Genomic DNA, 15,860 nt, shown 5'->3' on the forward strand with positions numbered 1-15,860 from the left:
TCGTGTGCGTGGGGGGATACGACATGGACGGGACAGCGGACGGCGGGCAGGACGGACGCCGTACGGAAACCGGCGGCTCCGGCGAAGCGGCCGGCGTCCGGCACTTCTGGGAGCGGCTCGGGATCCCCGGGCTCGTCGACGTGCACACGCACTTCATGCCCGAGCGGGTGCTGCGCAAGGTCTGGGAGTACTTCGACACCAACGGGCCGCTGATCGGCGGCCTGGAGTGGCCGATCACGTACCGGAAGGCCGAGTCCGAACGGGCGGCCCTGCTGCGGGAGTTCGGCGTGCGGGCCTTCACCTCGATGCTCTACCCGCACAAAACCGGCATGGCGGCATGGCTGAACGGCTGGGCGGCCGACTTCGCCCGGCGCACCCCCGACTGCCTGCACACCGCCACCCTCTTCCCCGAGCCGGGCGTCGAGACGTACGTTCGCGAGGCCGTCGAAGCGGGCGCGCGGGTGTTCAAGGCGCATGTACAGGTCGGGGACTACGACCCCGCCGACGAACTCCTCCAGCCGGCCTGGGGCTTGCTGGCCGAGGCCGGCATCCCGGTGGTGATCCACTGCGGCTCGGGACCGGCCCCCGGCAAGCACACCGGCCCGGAGCCCGTCGCCCGGGTCCTGGCGCGCCACCCCCGGCTCCGGCTGGTCGTCGCGCACCTGGGCATGCCCGAGTACGAGGAGTTCCTGGACCTCGCCGAGCGGTACGACCAGGTGCGGCTGGACACGACCATGGCGTTCACCGACTTCACCGAGGGGTTCATGCCGTTCCCGCGCCACGCCCTGCCCCGCTGCGCCGCACTCGGCGACCGCATCCTGCTCGGCTCGGACTTCCCCAACATCCCCTACCCCTACCTGCACCAGCTCCGGGCCCTGGAGCGGCTGGGCCTGGGCGAGGAGTGGCTGCGCGCGGTGTGCCACGACAACGCGGCGCAGTTGTTCGCCCTGAGGAACGCGTAGCAGACGGGCGACCCGGCGGACGGGGGGTCACAGCACGGTGGCCTCCCACTCCCACGGACGGGCGTGGATCTGGTCCAGGAGCCCGGCGAAGGCGGTCCCGTCCAGGAGGATGCCGTTGGACTCCAGAGGGATCCGCTTGTCGTTGATCACCGCGGTGGGGGTACCGGGCCCTTCGGGCTCCGCCGTTCCTCCGGCCCGCTCGTAGGCCGCCTGCGCGTCGGCCACGAAGGCGCGGTACTTCATGGACTTCACGGCCGCGTCGAAGGCCGTGCTGCGCAGGCCCTCCACCTGGCCGGCCAGCTTCAGCAGATAGGCGTCGGTGTAGCCGTCGACGCTCTCCTCGGGCTGGTTGAGGAACAGCACCTCGTGGTACTCGACGAACTTGCCGGCGCGGATCCTCGTGCAGGTGCACCTCGACCTCCGCGTCGGGATCGCCGACCACGAGGGCGGTGCCCTCCGCGCCGAGCTTCTCCGGCAGGTCCTCCCTGGAAGAGCGGGGTGACTGCAGATCATCGGTGCGTCGGCGGATGCGATCATGGGGCGCCGTGTTCCTTCGCCCGTGAGGTGATGTCTTGAGGAAGGTGGCACTGCGTCCCCACGCACTGTTGCCTCGTCGGTACGACCACCGGAGGGTTCTCGCGACGACCGTGGACGCCTGGGGCCGGGCCCTGTGGCTGATCTGCCCTGACGCCGAACTCCGTCCCCGTTCGTACGGCAGCCCCGACCCCCGCCCCCGCACCCTTCCGTACGACGCGCTCCTCGTCACCGACGACGGCGGCACGATCCGCGAACGGACCCTGCGAGGCCTGGACCTGCGGGTGACCCACCTCGATGCGCTGCCCAACGGCCGGCTCGTCGTGGAGGGTTACGGCGGTGGTGACGACCGGAACGCCCGGGTCTACGGGATGGACGGGCGCCGCCGCGGCGCCTTCGCGATGGGGCGCGCGGTCGAGTTCCTGATGGCGGACCGGCGGCACCACGTGTGGAGCGCCTACTTCGACGAAGGCGTCTACGTGGATCCGATCAGCGCCCCCGGCCTGGTGCGCTGGGACAGCGGCGGCAACCGCCTGTGGGGGTACACGCCCGAGCAGGGCGTCGAGTACATCGACACGGTCTACGCCCTCAACGTCGACGACGGCGTCGCGTGGGCGAACTACTACCCCACCTTCCCGCTGATCGAGGTCCGCACCGACGGCGCCGTCCGACTGCGCAGCACGCCCGTGGTCGCCCCCCGGGGCATGGCCGTGCACGGTGACCACGTCACGATGCTGGGCGGCGACCGGCAACCGGACCGACTGCACATCTGCCGCCTGACGGACAGCGAGGCCCTGTTGGTCGAGGAAGCCTGTCTGACCCTCCCCAACGGCGCACCGCTCAAGGGATACGCACGGCCCGTGGGACGAGGCCGCCACCTCTTCCTGCGCGGCTCCTCACCCAGGCAGTGGTACGTGATGCGCGCCTGGGCGCGTGCTCGCCCCGGGGCTGGTCCGGGGGTCCCGGGCGGGCTAGGCTCGGTCCGACGGAATCTCTGACTCGGTCAAAGATCGGGGGTCGCGGCCATGACCGTCCAGGACGTCCGCTCCTTCAACCGCTTCTACACGAACGTCATCGGCGCCCTCGACTACGGCCGCCACCTCTACGCCCCCTACACCCTCACCGAGTCCCGCGTCCTCTACGAGCTCGCCCACGCGCCCGCGGACGCCGCCGATCTGCGGGCCCGGCTGCACCTGGACGCGGGGTATCTGACCCGCATCCTCAACGGCTTCGAGGAGAACGGGCTCATCGAGCGGGGCCCGTCCGACACGGACGGCCGCCGCCGCCGCGTCAGCCTCACCGGACGCGGCCGGGAGGCCGCCGCGCTGCTCGACGCACGGGCCCGGGAGTCGGTCGGGGCGCTGCTGGACACCGTGCGGGCGGAGGACCGGCCGCGCCTGGCCGAGGCGATGCGGACCGTCCGGAGGATCCTCGGCGACGGCCCGGCCCCGCGCCCCGAGGACGTCGTCCTGCGCGAGCCCGCCCCCGGCGACCTCGGCTGGATCGTGCAGCGCAACGCCGCGCTGTACGCCGCCGAGTACGGCTGGAACGCCGACTACGAGGCCCTGGTCGCCCGGATCGTCGCCGACCACGCCGCGGACCACGACCCGCGACGGGAGCGGGTCTGGATCGCCGAGCTGGACGGCCGGCCGGTCGGCTGCGTGATGTGCGTGGCGGACGGCACGCCCGGCGCGGCCCGGCTGCGCCTGCTGCTCGTCGAGCCGGACGCGCGCGGCCTGCGCATCGGCGACCGCCTGGTGGGCGCCGTCGTCGACTTCGCCCGCGAGGCCGGCTACCGCGAGGTGGTGCTGTGGACCAACGACGTCCTCGGCGCGGCCCGCCGCATCTACCAGCGGTACGGCTTCGTCCTGGTCGCCGAGAAACCGCACCGCTCCTTCGGACAGGACCTGACCGGCCAGGACTGGCGACTGGATCTTCACGCAACACCCGGAGGGCGGAGGGGAGTCGCCGGCGGGGGTGCCGGGTAGGGTCCCTCCACATGAAGCTGGCGTTCTCCACCCTCGGTGTCCCCGGCCTGCCCCTGTCCGACGTGCTGCGGCTCGCGACCACCCACGGCTACCACGGTGTCGAGCTGCGCACCCACCCCGAGGAACCGGTCCACCCCGGCCTCGACGCGGCCCGGCGGGCCGAGGTGGCGGCCGAGTTCAAGGGCTCGGGCGTAGAGCTCCTCGGCCTGGCGGGCTACACACGGGTCGCCGCGCCCGGCGACGACGAGCCCGTCCTGGCCGAGCTCCGCGCCCTCCTCGACCTGGCCCGCGACCTGGGCGCCCCGTACGTCCGCGTCTTCCCCGGCGGCGATCCCGACGCCCAGACCCCAGACGAGGCCGACGCGACGGCCGCCCGTCGCCTGGGCACGGCCGCCGAGTACGCGAACGACCTCGGCGTCCGCATCCTCCTGGAAACCCACGACTCCCACCGCACCGCGGCCGACGCCATGCGCGTCCTCGGCCTCGTCGGCCACCGCCAGGTCGGCGCGCTCTGGGACGTCATGCACACCTGGCTCGGCGGCGAACAGCCCTCCGAGTCCTACGCGGCTCTCTCCCCGCACCTCGGCTACGTCCAGGTCAAGGACATCGCCTCGGCCGACGACACCACACCCCTGCCCCTGGGCGAGGGCGTCCTCCCGCTGGCCGAATGCGTCGAGATCCTCTCCCGCAACGGCTGGGACGGCTGGCTGTGCTGGGAGTACGAAAAGCGCTGGTACGAGAAGGCGACCCCCCTGCCGGACCTGCTCGGCCCCGGCCGCGAGCACGTGAGCAGACTGCTGAACGAGTCGGCGTGACGAGGCCCTGACGGCACCGTCCGGGCACTCTCCGAAAAACCCGTAAGAAATTCTCACCTCGCCGTGCAACCCTTCCCGCCCCTCGCCGGTCGTACTTGGTGTCAGGACTTCTGGAGGGGGATCCGGGGGGATCGCGGGGGCCTGACGGGAGGGGAAAAGCCGAGGGGCCCGGTCGACGGACCGGGCCCCTCGAAACCTTTCCGGGACACCCCGGGCACCGGGCCGGGCCTCAGGAGAACCGGAGCCGGGCGGCAGAAGCCGAGCCACGCGTCGGCAGAAGCCGAGCCGGGTGTCAGAAGAAGACGCCGCAGCGCAGCAGGACGTTCGCGTACGGCCGGGCCTCGCCCGTGCGGACGATCAGCCGGGCCCCCGCCGACAGCTCCTTGAGCCGCTCGTGCGGCACGAGTTCCAGCGCGGGGAAGCGGCCCGCCAGCAGCTGCGCCGCCTCCGGGTTGGCCCGCCGGACCTCTTCCGCCGCCGTCGCCCCCTCGATCACCAGCTCGTCCAGCAGCCCGTCCACCACCTCGGCGAACGCCGGCACCCCGGCACGGAACGCCAGGTCCACCACCCGCGGTCCGTCGGGGATCGGCATGCCCGCGTCGCACACCAGCACCCCGTCCCCGTGGCCGAGCCCGGCCAGCGCACCGGCCAGATGGCGGTTGAGTATTCCGGCCTTCTTCACAGCTCAGCGACCTCCGCCGCCGTCGGGAAGGACGCCTGCGCGCCCTCCTTCGTCACCGTCACCGCCCCCACCCGCGCCGCGTACGCCGCCGCCTCGGCCAGGGACTCGCCCGCCCCCAGCCGCCAGGCCAGCGCGGCCGTGAAGGCGTCCCCGGCGCCGGTCGTGTCCACGGCCGCCACCTTCACGGACGGGACCCGCTCGACCCCCTGCGCCGACGCCACCAGAGCGCCCTCGGCGCCCAGCGTCACCACCACCGACCGCGGCCCCTTCGCGAGCAGGATCCGCGCCCAGTCCTCGGGAGCGTCCCCGACCGCCGAGCCGCCCAGGATCACCTTCGCCTCGTGCTCGTTGACGATCAGCGGGTCGCAGGCCGCGAGCACCTCGGACGGCAACGGCCGCGGCGGCGAGGGGTTCAGCACGAAACGGCTGCCCGGCGCCAGGTTCCGCACGACCTCGACCACCGTCTCCAGCGGGATCTCCAGCTGCGCCGACACCACCCGGGAGCCCTGGAAGAGGCACGCGGCGGCGCTCACGTCCTGCGGGGTCAGCCGGCCGTTGGCGCCCGGCGAGACCACGATGCTGTTGTCCCCGGACGGGTCGACCGTGATCAGCGCGACCCCGGTCGGCGCGCCGCCCACCAGGACCCCCACCGTGTCGACACCGGCCTCCCGCTGCGAGTCCAGCAGCAGCCGGCCGTGGTCGTCGTCGCCGACCCGGGCCAGCAGCGCCGTACGGGCACCGAGCCGGGCGGCGGCGACCGCCTGGTTCGCGCCCTTGCCGCCCGGGTGGACGGCCAGGTCGGAGCCGAGCACGGTCTCGCCGGCACCGGGCCGGCGCTCCACTCCGATCACCAGGTCGGCGTTGGCCGACCCCACGACCAGGAGGTCGTAGTCGTACATGAGTCGTCTCCCCACGTGAGTGACATGGGCGGGCGGCCCCACGCGCCGTGCGACCGCCCGCCGTTCCCCGCTGTCAGCCGCTGAAGCCGGCCACGTTCTCCTTCGTGACCACCTTCACCGGCACCTTCACCGTCTGCTCGACCTTCTCGCCCTTCAGCGCCTTCAGGGCGTTGTCCACGGCGATCCGCCCGAGCTGGGACGGCTGCTGTGCCACCGACGCGTACAGCGTGCCGCCCTCGACCGCCTTCAGTCCGTCAGGCGTGCCGTCGAAGCCGACCACGGAGACCGACTTTCCGGCCTTGGAGCCCAGCGCCTTGATCGCGCCGAGGGCCATCTCGTCGTTCGCGGCGATGACGCCCTGCACGTCCGGGTGGGCCTGGAGCAGGTTCGACATCACGTCGAGGCCCTTGGTGCGGTCGAAGTCGGCGGGCTGCTGGGCGACGACCTCGATGCCCGGGTAGGCCTTCAGGCCCTGGGCGAAGCCCGCGGCGCGCTCCCGGGCCGCGGACGTGCCCGCCTGGCCCTGGAGGATCACGATCTTGCCCTTGCCGCCCAGCTTGCCGGCGATGGTCTTCGCGGCGAGTTCACCGCCGGCGACGTTGTCGGAGGCGACCAGGGTGTCGGTCCTGGCGTCGTTCACCGTGCGGTCCACTGCGATGACCGGGATGTCCGCCTTGTCAGCGGCCTTCACGGAGTTGCTCGCCGCGTCCGAGTCCACCGGGTTGACGATGATCGCGCCCAGGTTCGAACTGGTGAAGTTCTGCAGCTGGTTGGCCTGCTGGGAGGCGTCGTTCTGGGCGTCCGTGACGGTCAGGTCCACGCCGAGCTTCTTCGCCTCGGCCTCGGCGCCCGCCCGGATCTGCACGAAGAAGGGGTTGTTGAGGGTGGACAGCGACAGGCCCATCTTCGGGGCGGCCGTGGAGGAGGAGCCGTTGTGCAGGAACGAGGTGGCGCCGACGATCGCGACGGTGACCACGGCCGCCAGCGCGTAGGTCGTCGCCTGCTTGCCCTTGCCGCCGCCCGCGCCGCCGGCGACCGGGACGACCCCGGCCTTGCGGCGGGCCGTGTCCAGCAGCACCGCCAGCGCGATGACGACGCCGATGACGACCTGCTGCCAGAACGCGGAGACGTTCAGCAGGTTCAGCCCGTTGCGCAGCACCGCCAGGATGAGCGCGCCGATCAGCGTGCCGGACGCCTTGCCGGTGCCGCCCGCGAGGGAGGCGCCGCCGATGACGACCGCGGCGATGGCGTCCAGCTCGTACCCGTCGGCGGCCTGCGGCTGCGCGGAGGACAGCCGGGCGGCCAGGACGACACCCGCCACGGCGGCGAACACACCGGAGAAGGCGTAGATGGCGAGCTTCTGCTTCTTCACGCGCAGCCCGGAAAGGCGCGCGGCCTCCTCGTTGCCGCCGATCGCGTACATGGAGCGGCCGATGTACGTCCGGCCGAGCACGAACGCGGCGATCAGACCCATCACGACCATGACCAGCACCGGCACCGGCAGCCAGCCGCCGAGGGTGTCGCCGAGGTGGGAGACCGAGTCGGGGAAGGCGATCGGGGAGCCCTCGGAGACGACCAGGGACAGGCCGCGGGCCACGGACAGCATGGCCAGCGTGGCGATGAACGGCGGCAGTTTGCCGTAGGAGATCAGGACGCCGTTGACCAGGCCGCAGACGATGCCCGTCGCCATGGCCAGCAGGACGGCGAGGAAGACCGGGACGCCCGCCGAGGTGGCGCTCCAGGCGAGCACCGTGGCCGACAGCGCGGCGACCGAGCCGACCGACAGGTCGATGCCCGCCGAGACGATCACGAACGTCACACCGAAGGCGAGGATGGCGGTCACGGCCGCCTGCACGCCGACGTTGAGGAGGTTGTCCGCCGTCAGGAAGTCGCCGGACAGCGCCGACATGGCGACGACGAGGACGATGAGCGCGGTGAGCGCGCCGTTGTCGAGCAGGAGGCGGCGCAGGCCCCCGGAGGCGCCCTGCGCGCCCGTCGTGCTCTTGAGCGTGTCAGTGGCCACGGGAGGCCTCCGTTCCGGTCGTGCTGGTGGGGTTGCTGACGGCGAGTGCCATCACGGCGTCCTGGGTCGCCTCGTCGGCGGAGAGTTCACCGGCGATCCGCCCCTGCGCCATCACCAGCACCCGGTCGCTCATGCCGAGCACCTCGGGCAGGTCGCTGGAGATCATCAGGACGGCCGCGCCGGCGGCGGTGAGTTCGTTGACGAGCTGGTAGATCTCGACCTTGGCGCCGACGTCGATGCCGCGCGTCGGCTCGTCGAGGATCAGCACCTTGGTGTCGGCGAGCAGCCACTTGCCGATGACGACCTTCTGCTGGTTGCCGCCGGAGAGCGTGCGCACGTGCTGCCCGAGGCCCGCCATGCGCACCCCCAGCTGCCCGGCGATCCGCGCGGCCGCCGCGCGCTGCGCCTTGAGGTCGACGAGACCCGCGCGCGTGGCCGACCGCAGGGTCACCAGCCCGAGGTTCTCCTCCACCGACGCGTCCAGCACCAGGCCCTGGCCCTTGCGGTCCTCGGGGATGAGCCCGATGCCCGCGCTCAGGGCCGCGTTGACGTCGTACTTGGCGATCGGGCTGCCCGAGACCTTCACGCTGCCCCGGTCGTACGGGTCGGCCCCGAAGACCGCCCGGACGACCTCGGTCCGCCCGGCCCCGACGAGCCCCGCGATGCCGACGACCTCACCGGCGTGCACCTCGAAGCCGACGTCGTGGAAGACGCCGTCCCGGGTGAGCCCCTCGACGGTGAGCAACGGGGCTCCGCGTTCGGGCCGTTGGCGTGGGTACTGCTGCTCGATCGAGCGCCCGACCATGAGCCGGACCAGCTCGTCCTCGGGCGTGGAGGCGGGCACCTGCCCGACGCTCTTCCCGTCCCGGATCACCGTCACCCGGTCGCCGAGCGTGGCGATCTCCTCCAGGTGGTGGGTGATGAAGACGATCCCGACGCCGTCCTCGCGCAGCGTGCGCACGATCGCGAAGAGCTTGTCGACCTCCTCCGAGGTGAGCACGGCCGTCGGCTCGTCCATGATCAGCACCCGGGCGTCCAGGCTCAGCGCCTTGGCGATCTCCACCATCTGCAGCCGGGCGATGCCCAGTTCGCGCACCCGCGCCCGCGGCGAGACACTCACGCCGACCCGCTTCAGCAGGACCTCGGCGTCGGCCTCCATCCGCTTGCGGTCGATCATCCCGAAGCGCCGGGGCTGCCGCCCGAGGAAGATGTTCTCGGCGACCGTGAGGTCGGGGACGAGGTTGAACTCCTGGTAGATGGTGGCGATCCCGAGCCGTTCGGAATCCTGCGCGCTCCGGATGCGGGTCTCCGCGCCGCCGACCAGGATCCGGCCGGCGTCGGGTGTGTAGGCGCCGGAGAGCATCTTGATCAGCGTGCTCTTGCCCGCGCCGTTCTCACCGAGCAGCACGTGCACCTCGCCCCGGCGCAGGTCGAAGTCGACGCCGTCCAGCGCGACCACGCCCGGGAAGGTCTTCCGCAGGCCCTCGATGCGCAGCAACTCGTCCGCGTTGCTCACGACTGGCTCCTGTTCGTTACGGGGTTCTCGCCGCAGGAGCGGCGTACGACGAGGCGGGCGGGGAGGGTCACGGACTCGCCCGGCCGTCCCTCGATGCGGTCGACCAGGGCCCGTACGGCGGCCCGGCCCAGCTCGCCCGTGGGCTGGGCGATCGCGGTGACCGGCGGGTCGGTGTGCACGAACCACCGGATGTCGTCGAACGCGGCCAGCGCGAGGTCGTCCGGCACGCGCAGCCCCCGCGCGCGGACGGCGTCCAGCGCGCCGAGCGCCATCAGGTTGTCGGCCGCGAACACGACCTCGGGCGGCTCGGCCAGGTCCAGGAAGCCCTCGGTGACCCGGCGCCCGCTCTCCGCCTGGAAGTCGCCCTGCCCCGTGTAGGCGTCGGGCAGGGGGAGCCCGTACGCGGCGAGCGCCTCCCGGAAGGCCTCCACGCGCTCCCGGCCGGTCGTGGTCGCCGCCGGACCCGCGATGATCGCGAGCCGCCGGTGCCCGAGCCGGTGCAGATGCGCCACCAGGTCCCGGACTGCCGCCCGCCCGTCGGACCGGACGACCGGCACGTCCACGCCCGGGATCCACCGGTCGACGAAGACCATGGGCGTCCCGGACCGGGCGGCGTCCAGCATCAGCGGCGAGCCGCCGTCGGTGGGGGAGACCAGCAGACCGTCGATCCGGCGGTCCAGCAGGGTACGCACGTGGTGGTCCTGGAGGTCGGGCCGCTCGTCGGCGTTGCCGATGATCACGCTGTAGCCGAGCGCGCGGGCCTCCTCCTCGACGGAGCGGGCCAGTTCGGTGAAGTACGGGTTGAGGACGTCGCTGATGACCAGGCCGAGGGTGTGGGTCTGGTCGGTGCGCAGGGAGCGGGCGACGGCGTTCGGGCGGTAGCCCAGGGTCTCGACGGCGGCCAGCACGCGGGTGCGTGCCTCGGCGCTGACCGACGGGTGGTCGTTCAGGACGCGCGAGACCGTGGCGACGGAGACGCCCGCCTCGGCAGCGACGTCCTTGATGCTCGCCATCGCCGCTCCACCTCCTTGTGGAAACGGAACCCGACACGGGTTCGTGGAATCGATTACATCGACGGGTGGATGGAATCGATTACACGCCGGTAAATCAAGACCCCGGCGGCACCTCTTGACCGGATCGTGATGTCGCGGGCGTCCCGCCGGAGGTCCAGGCTGGAGGGAGGGGAAGGTCGTCTTCCCGGGCCCGCGGGGCCGGAGCGGAGGAGTCATGACGGCGGCGACCAGGAACGACGTACCCGTCGCACTCGAAGGCGACGGAGTGGAACTGCGGATCGAGCCGATCGGCGGCGGCCTGTCGGTCGGCTACATCACCCTGCCCCGGGGCACCGACATGGGCCCGGCCCTGAAGGGCATGCCGGACGACGCCTGCCCGTGCCCGCACTGGGGCTATCTGCTCAAGGGCCGGATCCGGATGCGCACGGCGGCGGGCGAGGAGGAGTACGAGGCGGGGCAGGCGTACTACTGGCCGCCCGGGCACGTCCCGGTGGCGCTGGAGGACAGCGAGCTGGTGGAGTTCTCGCCGAGTGAGGATTTCCAGCGGGTGATCGACCACGTGGTGGCGCAGACCGGCTGAGCCGGGAAGCCGCGGGCCGGACCGAGCCGGACCGAGCCGGACCGAGCCGGACCGAGCCGGACCGAGCCGGACCGAGCCGGACCGAGCCGGACCGAGCCGGCCGACTGTGGCCCCGCCGGGCCGGGCGACGTGGACCGGCCGGGCCGGGTGACCGCGGGTCCGCGCGGAAACCACCTCGCACGCACCGATGAGTTCCGGCGGCCCGGGCGGTCCTCCTCTCGTCGACCACAGGAGGAACGCTGTGTCCCAGCTGCTGCGCGTGCAGAACTTCAACGTCTCGAGTGACGGCTACGGCGCCGGTGAGGGCCAGAGCCTGGAGCGGCCCTTCGGTCACGCCGACCCCGGGGAGATGTTCGCCTGGGCCGGTGCCACGGCGAGCTGGCCCAACCGGACCGAACCCGGTGGCAGCCGCGGCATCGACGACTACCTGACGCGCGACTTCCACAACAACATCGGCGCCGAGATCATGGGCCGCAACAAGTTCAGCCCTCATCGCGGGCCGTGGCAGGACCACGCGTGGCAGGGCTGGTGGGGCGAGGAGCCGCCGTTCCACACACCGGTGTTCGTCATGACCCATCACGAGCGCCCCTCGTTCACGCTCTCCGACACCACGTTCCACTTCGTCGGCGGCGACCCGGCCGAGGTCCTGGAGCAGGCGCGTGAGGCGGCCGGCGGCAAGGACGTCCGGCTCGGCGGCGGAGCGGCCACCATCCGGCAGTTCCTCGACGCCGACCTGGTCGACACGCTGCACGTGGCGGTCTCGCCCGCCGTGGTCATCGGGTCCGGCTCACGGCTGTGGGAGTCCCCCGAGGAGCTGTTCGACCGCTTCCACTGCGACGTGGTGCCGAGCCCCAGCGGCGGCGTGGTGCACCACCTGTTCTGGAGGAAGTGACGGCAGGTCAGACGCCCTTGCCCCAGTCCAGCCGGTCGGCGAGTCCGGCGGCGTCGAAGGCGGCCCGGAGTTCCTCACGGCCCTCGGTGAAGTGGGCCCAGCCGTCGTAGTGGACGGGGACGACCCGGCGGGCGCCGAGGATGCGCGCGGCCTCGGCGGCCATGGCGCTGTCCAGGACGATGACCCGGTTGTCGAAGAGCACGGTGAAGCGGGGAGCGCCGGCGAACAGCACGGCCGTGTCGACGGGGCCGAAGCGGGCGGCGATCTCGCGGACCGCGTCGAGCGAGGCGTTGTCGCCGCTCACGTACACGGTGGGCAGGCCCTCGCCGGTCAGCACGAAGCCGACGACCTGGCCGGTGAAGGGCTCGACCTCCTCGCGGGGGCCGGGGCCGTGCAGCGCGGGCACGCCGGTGACGGTGACCGTGCCGCCGCCCGGCCGGTCCAGTGCGACGGACTCCCAGTCGGCCAGCCCCTTGACCCGGTCCCCGAGGCTCTCGCGCAGACGCTTGCCACCCCCCGGCGTGGTCAGGGTGAGGGGGACGCCGGGAAGCAGGGCCCGGCCGGAGGTGTCGAGGTTGTCGGCGTGCTCGTCGTGCGAGAGCAGGACCGCGTCGACGCGGCCGAGTTCGGCCGGTGTGACGGCGGAGGGCGCCGTCTTGGTCAGGAACCTGCCGTCCCCGCGGGGGTAGTCGCCGGGGGCGTCGAAGGTCGGATCGGTCAGGAAGCGCAGGCCGCCGTACTCGAACAGGGCGGTGGGGCCGCCGAAGACGCGCACGGGGACGGGGTCGGTGGTCGCGGGCAGGATGGACGACATGGAGCACCTCACGGATGGATGCGATTGAACCGTGAGAAGAACGTAGCCGCTTCTCACGGATGAAGGCAACCCGTACCATGAGAACCATGGAGGAGCACGTCATCGACCAGACCGTCCCGCCGCCCGTGCAGGGCGAGGAGGAACACCCCTCGCTGGCGCTGGCCAACAGCGCGATGGCCCTGCCCGGCGGGCACACGATCGACCTCCTGGGCAGCCCCGCGCAGACGAATCAGTGGCTGACCCGGCGGGGCCTCGCCCCGGTGGACGCCGGTGTGCGGGAGATGTGCGCGGCTCAGCTCCGCTCCCTGCGCGAACAGATCCGGTCGCTGTTCGCCGCCCGTGCCGACGGCGTGCCCGCGCTCCCCGCGGCGGTGGCCGCAGTCAACGACGCGATGACCCGGGTGCCGACGGCCCCGCTGCTGCGGTGGGACGAGAAGACCGGCCCCTACCGCACGGCCCCGCACCCCACGACCGCGATCGTCGACCTGGCCCTGGCCACGCTCGCCGCGGACGCGGCGGACCTGCTCACCTCTCCCGACGCCGAGCGCCTCACCGCCTGCGGCTCCCCGCCCTGCAACCGCTTCCTGCTGCGGCACGGCCGCCGCCAGTGGTGCTCCACCCGCTGCGGCGACCGCGCGAGAGCGGCCCGTGCGTACGCGCGCCGGAGCGGCGGGGGCTGACCCCGCGCGGGACGAGACCCCGGGGCCGGAGCCCGGCGTCCGGCTGCCGGTCCGCCGAGCGAGGCAGCGGCCCCGCGCTGTCGTACCCGGGCGGTACCGTCGGATCATGACCGATCAGGCGGGGGCCGCCCAGGCGGGCGAGCGGCGACCGGCCACGCTGGAAGGCGTGCTGGAGCGCATCACGTACGCCAACGAGGAGAACGGCTACACGGTCGCCCGGGTCGACACCGGCCGCGGCGGCGGCGATCTGCTCACGGTCGTCGGCGCGCTGCTCGGCGCCCAGGTCGGCGAGTCCCTGCGCATGGAGGGCCGCTGGGGCTCCCACCCGCAGTACGGCAAGCAGTTCCACGTGGAGAACTACACGACGGTCCTGCCGGCCACGGTCCAGGGCATCCGCCGCTACCTCGGCTCGGGCCTGGTCAAAGGCATCGGCCCGGTCTTCGCCGACCGCATCACCCAGCACTTCGGCATGGACACCCTGAAGATCATCGAGGAGGAGCCCAAGCGGCTCGTCGAGGTCCCGGGGCTGGGACCCAAGCGCACGAAGAAGATCGCCGACGCCTGGGAGGAGCAGAAGGCCATCAAGGAGGTCATGCTCTTCCTCCAGACGGTCGAGGTCTCCACGTCCATCGCCGTGCGCATCTACAAGAAGTACGGCGACGCCTCCATCTCCGTCGTGAAGAACCAGCCCTACCGGCTCGCCGCCGACGTCTGGGGCATCGGCTTCCTCACCGCCGACAAGATCGCCCAAAGCGTCGGCATCCCGCACGACAGCCCCGAGCGCGTCAAGGCGGGCCTGCAGTACGCCCTCTCGCAGGCCACCGACCAGGGCAACTGCTACCTGCCCGAGGAGCGGCTCATCGCCGACGCGGTGAAGCTGCTCCAGGTCGACACCGGCCTCGTCATCGAGTGCCTCGCGGAGCTGGCCGAGGTCCCCGAGGACGGCGGCGACCCCGGGCTCGTCCGCGAGCAGGTCCCCGGCCCCGACGGCGGCCCGGAGCCGGTCACCGCCGTCTACCTCGTCCCCTTCCACCGCGCCGAACTCTCCCTCGCCGCGCAGCTGCTGCGCCTGCTGCGCACCGGCGAGGACCGGATGCCGGGCTTCCGGACCGTCGCCTGGGACAAGGCGCTGCACTGGCTGAAGGGCCGTACGGGCACCGAGCTCGCCCCCGAGCAGGAGGCCGCCGTCAAGCTGGCGCTGAGCGAGAAGGTCGCCGTCCTCACCGGCGGCCCCGGCTGCGGCAAGTCCTTCACCGTCCGCTCGATCGTCGAGCTGGCCCGCGCCAAGAAGGCCAAGGTCGTGCTCGCCGCCCCGACCGGCCGGGCCGCCAAGCGCCTGTCCGAGCTCACCGGCGCCGAGGCCTCCACGGTCCACCGCCTGCTGGAGCTCAAACCCGGCGGCGACGCGGCCTACGACCGGGACCGCCCCCTGGACGCCGACCTGGTGGTGGTCGACGAGGCGTCCATGCTCGACCTGCTCCTCGCCAACAAGCTGGTGAAGGCCGTCCCGCCGGGGGCGCACCTGCTGTTCGTCGGGGACGTGGACCAGCTGCCCAGCGTCGGCGCGGGAGAGGTCCTGCGCGACCTCCTGGCCGACGGCGGCCCGATCCCGGCCGTGCGCCTCACCCGGGTCTTCCGCCAGGCGCAGCAGTCCGGCGTGGTGACCAACGCCCACCGCATCAACGCCGGGCAGCACCCCGTCACGGACGGCATGAAGGACTTCTTCCTCTTCGTCGAGGACGACACGGAGGCCGCCGGACGGCTCACGGTGGACGTGGCCGCCCGGCGCATTCCGGCCAAGTTCGGGCTCGACCCGCGCCGCGACGTCCAGGTGCTCGCGCCCATGCACCGCGGCCCGGCCGGCGCGGGCACGCTGAACGGCCTGCTCCAGCAGGCGGTCACCCCGGGCCGCCCGGACCTGCCCGAGAAGAGATTCGGCGGCCGGGTCTTCCGGGTCGGCGACAAGGTCACCCAGATTCGCAACAATTACGAGAAGGGCAAGAACGGTGTCTTCAACGGCACCGTGGGCGTGGTGACCTCGCTCGACCCGGTCGACCAGCGCCTGACGGTGCTGACGGACGAGGACGAGGAGGTTCCGTACGACTTCGACGAGCTCGACGAGCTGGCGCACGCCTACGCCGTGACGATCCACCGCTCCCAGGGCAGCGAGTACCCGGCGGTCGTCATCCCGGTCACCACGGGTGCCTGGATGATGCTCCAGCGCAACCTGCTCTACACGGCCGTCACACGGGCCAAGCGGCTGGTCGTCCTCGTCGGTTCGCGCAAGGCGATCGGCCAGGCGGTGCGCACGGTCTCGGCGGGTCGGAGGTGCACGGCACTCGACTTCCGGCTCGGTTCCGCAAAAAATGATCGATCAAATGAGTCGTGAAGGTCACAAGCCACTTCCGGAAGGGGATCACAGGGGGCAGGATGGGCAAGTTGGCGGCACTCAGTGCCGTCAG

General features: G+C 72.4%; 15 protein-coding genes. 8 read left to right on the plus strand and 7 right to left on the minus strand.

The window, feature by feature from the left end:
- Positions 1–23 precede the first annotated feature (23 nt).
- Positions 24–962 carry an amidohydrolase family protein gene (locus tag ACIGAQ_RS10550; protein WP_399781206.1) on the plus strand — a complete coding sequence of 313 codons (939 nt, stop codon included), beginning with the start codon at positions 24–26 and terminating at the stop codon, positions 960–962.
- A 27-nt stretch (positions 963–989) separates the two neighbouring features.
- Here the strand turns inward: ACIGAQ_RS10550 and ACIGAQ_RS10555 are convergent, their stop codons facing one another.
- On the minus strand, positions 990–1,499 hold the full coding sequence (locus ACIGAQ_RS10555; protein ID WP_399781209.1) for a DsbA family protein: 510 nt from the start codon (positions 1,497–1,499) through the stop codon (positions 990–992).
- 44 nt (positions 1,500–1,543) lie between these two features.
- On the opposite strand from ACIGAQ_RS10555, the gene ACIGAQ_RS10560 reads away from it, so the two are divergent.
- The 3 genes from ACIGAQ_RS10560 to ACIGAQ_RS10570 are packed head-to-tail and all read left to right on the plus strand — an operon-like array spanning position 1,544 to position 4,299.
- Positions 1,544–2,494: a hypothetical protein gene (locus ACIGAQ_RS10560; protein ID WP_399783106.1), complete on the plus strand. Its 951-nt coding sequence runs from the start codon at positions 1,544–1,546 to the stop codon at positions 2,492–2,494.
- Between the two features lie 27 nt (positions 2,495–2,521).
- The gene (locus ACIGAQ_RS10565; protein ID WP_399781212.1) at positions 2,522–3,484 is read left to right on the plus strand and encodes a GNAT family N-acetyltransferase; all 963 of its coding nucleotides are present in this window, start codon (positions 2,522–2,524) and stop codon (positions 3,482–3,484) included.
- 11 nt (positions 3,485–3,495) lie between these two features.
- On the plus strand, positions 3,496–4,299 hold the full coding sequence (locus ACIGAQ_RS10570; RefSeq protein ID WP_362275024.1) for a sugar phosphate isomerase/epimerase family protein: 804 nt from the start codon (positions 3,496–3,498) through the stop codon (positions 4,297–4,299).
- A gap of 292 nt (positions 4,300–4,591) precedes the next feature.
- On the opposite strand, the gene rbsD is transcribed toward ACIGAQ_RS10570, so the two are convergent.
- The 5 genes from rbsD to ACIGAQ_RS10595 form a co-directional block, all read right to left on the minus strand.
- Positions 4,592–4,981, minus strand: coding sequence for a D-ribose pyranase (gene rbsD / locus ACIGAQ_RS10575; protein WP_311686466.1), 390 nt, complete (start codon positions 4,979–4,981; stop codon positions 4,592–4,594).
- Positions 4,978–5,880 (minus strand): ribokinase, encoded by a 903-nt coding sequence (locus ACIGAQ_RS10580; protein ID WP_362275021.1) that lies wholly within the window; start codon positions 5,878–5,880, stop codon positions 4,978–4,980. The genes rbsD and ACIGAQ_RS10580 overlap by 4 nt, the downstream gene beginning before the upstream one ends.
- Before the next feature lie 73 nt (positions 5,881–5,953).
- A complete protein-coding gene (locus tag ACIGAQ_RS10585; protein WP_399781217.1) occupies positions 5,954–7,903 on the minus strand; it encodes a substrate-binding domain-containing protein in 1,950 nt (649 codons plus the stop codon).
- The gene (locus tag ACIGAQ_RS10590; protein WP_399781220.1) at positions 7,893–9,419 is read right to left on the minus strand and encodes a sugar ABC transporter ATP-binding protein; all 1,527 of its coding nucleotides are present in this window, start codon (positions 9,417–9,419) and stop codon (positions 7,893–7,895) included. Before ACIGAQ_RS10590 ends, ACIGAQ_RS10585 begins: the two co-directional genes overlap by 11 nt.
- The gene (locus tag ACIGAQ_RS10595; protein ID WP_399781222.1) at positions 9,416–10,432 is read right to left on the minus strand and encodes a LacI family DNA-binding transcriptional regulator; all 1,017 of its coding nucleotides are present in this window, start codon (positions 10,430–10,432) and stop codon (positions 9,416–9,418) included. The genes ACIGAQ_RS10590 and ACIGAQ_RS10595 overlap by 4 nt, the downstream gene beginning before the upstream one ends.
- A gap of 214 nt (positions 10,433–10,646) precedes the next feature.
- Here ACIGAQ_RS10595 and ACIGAQ_RS10600 point away from each other — a divergent pair, with 214 nt between their 5' ends.
- Positions 10,647–11,012, plus strand: a complete 366-nt coding sequence (locus ACIGAQ_RS10600) for a hypothetical protein (RefSeq protein ID WP_399781224.1) — start codon at positions 10,647–10,649, stop codon at positions 11,010–11,012.
- Positions 11,013–11,253: 241 nt separating this feature from the next.
- The gene (locus ACIGAQ_RS10605) at positions 11,254–11,904 is read left to right on the plus strand and encodes a dihydrofolate reductase family protein (protein WP_399781227.1); all 651 of its coding nucleotides are present in this window, start codon (positions 11,254–11,256) and stop codon (positions 11,902–11,904) included.
- Between the two features lie 7 nt (positions 11,905–11,911).
- On the opposite strand, the gene ACIGAQ_RS10610 is transcribed toward ACIGAQ_RS10605, so the two are convergent.
- Entirely contained in the window at positions 11,912–12,718 is an 807-nt protein-coding gene (locus tag ACIGAQ_RS10610; RefSeq protein ID WP_399781230.1) for an MBL fold metallo-hydrolase, read from the minus strand.
- Positions 12,719–12,804: 86 nt separating this feature from the next.
- Between ACIGAQ_RS10610 and ACIGAQ_RS10615 the strand changes: the two genes are divergently transcribed.
- Both ACIGAQ_RS10615 and ACIGAQ_RS10620 read left to right on the plus strand, forming a co-directional pair.
- Positions 12,805–13,398 (plus strand): CGNR zinc finger domain-containing protein, encoded by a 594-nt coding sequence (locus tag ACIGAQ_RS10615; RefSeq protein ID WP_399781233.1) that lies wholly within the window; start codon positions 12,805–12,807, stop codon positions 13,396–13,398.
- Positions 13,399–13,504: 106 nt separating this feature from the next.
- Positions 13,505–15,787 carry an ATP-dependent RecD-like DNA helicase gene (locus ACIGAQ_RS10620; protein ID WP_399781236.1) on the plus strand — a complete coding sequence of 761 codons (2,283 nt, stop codon included), beginning with the start codon at positions 13,505–13,507 and terminating at the stop codon, positions 15,785–15,787.
- Positions 15,788–15,860: the final 73 nt, after the last annotated feature.

Source organism: Streptomyces sp. NPDC085932 (genome assembly GCF_044540525.1).
GTDB lineage: Bacteria > Actinomycetota > Actinomycetes > Streptomycetales > Streptomycetaceae > Streptomyces > Streptomyces levis.